We start from the raw sequence: 243 nt of genomic DNA, 5'->3' as shown, positions 1-243 counted from the left end.
GTATTCCTCCTAATATCTGCGAATTTCACCTCTACACTAGGAATTCTCCCAACCTCTCCGGTATTCTAGTCTTGCAGTTTCAAAAGCAATTCTGGGGTTGAGCCCCAGGCTTTCACTTCTGACTTGCAAGACCGCCTACGCACGCTTTAAGCCCAGTGATTCCGAACAACGCTTGCCCCATTCGTATTACCGCGGCTGCTGGCACGAATTTAGCCGGGGCTTCTTCTATCGCTACCGTCATTA

Annotated in this window: 1 rRNA gene; it reads right to left on the bottom strand. The window is 49.8% G+C overall.

Annotation, left to right across the window (positions count from 1 at the left end):
- Positions 1–243, bottom strand: a 16S ribosomal RNA gene (locus ACTHS4_RS12400); the annotation flags it as partial.

This window comes from Neisseria sp. P0014.S009, from assembly GCF_051958155.1.
Lineage (GTDB): Bacteria > Pseudomonadota > Gammaproteobacteria > Burkholderiales > Neisseriaceae > Neisseria > Neisseria flavescens_C.
This window is presented reverse-complemented; position numbering and strand designations above follow the sequence as displayed.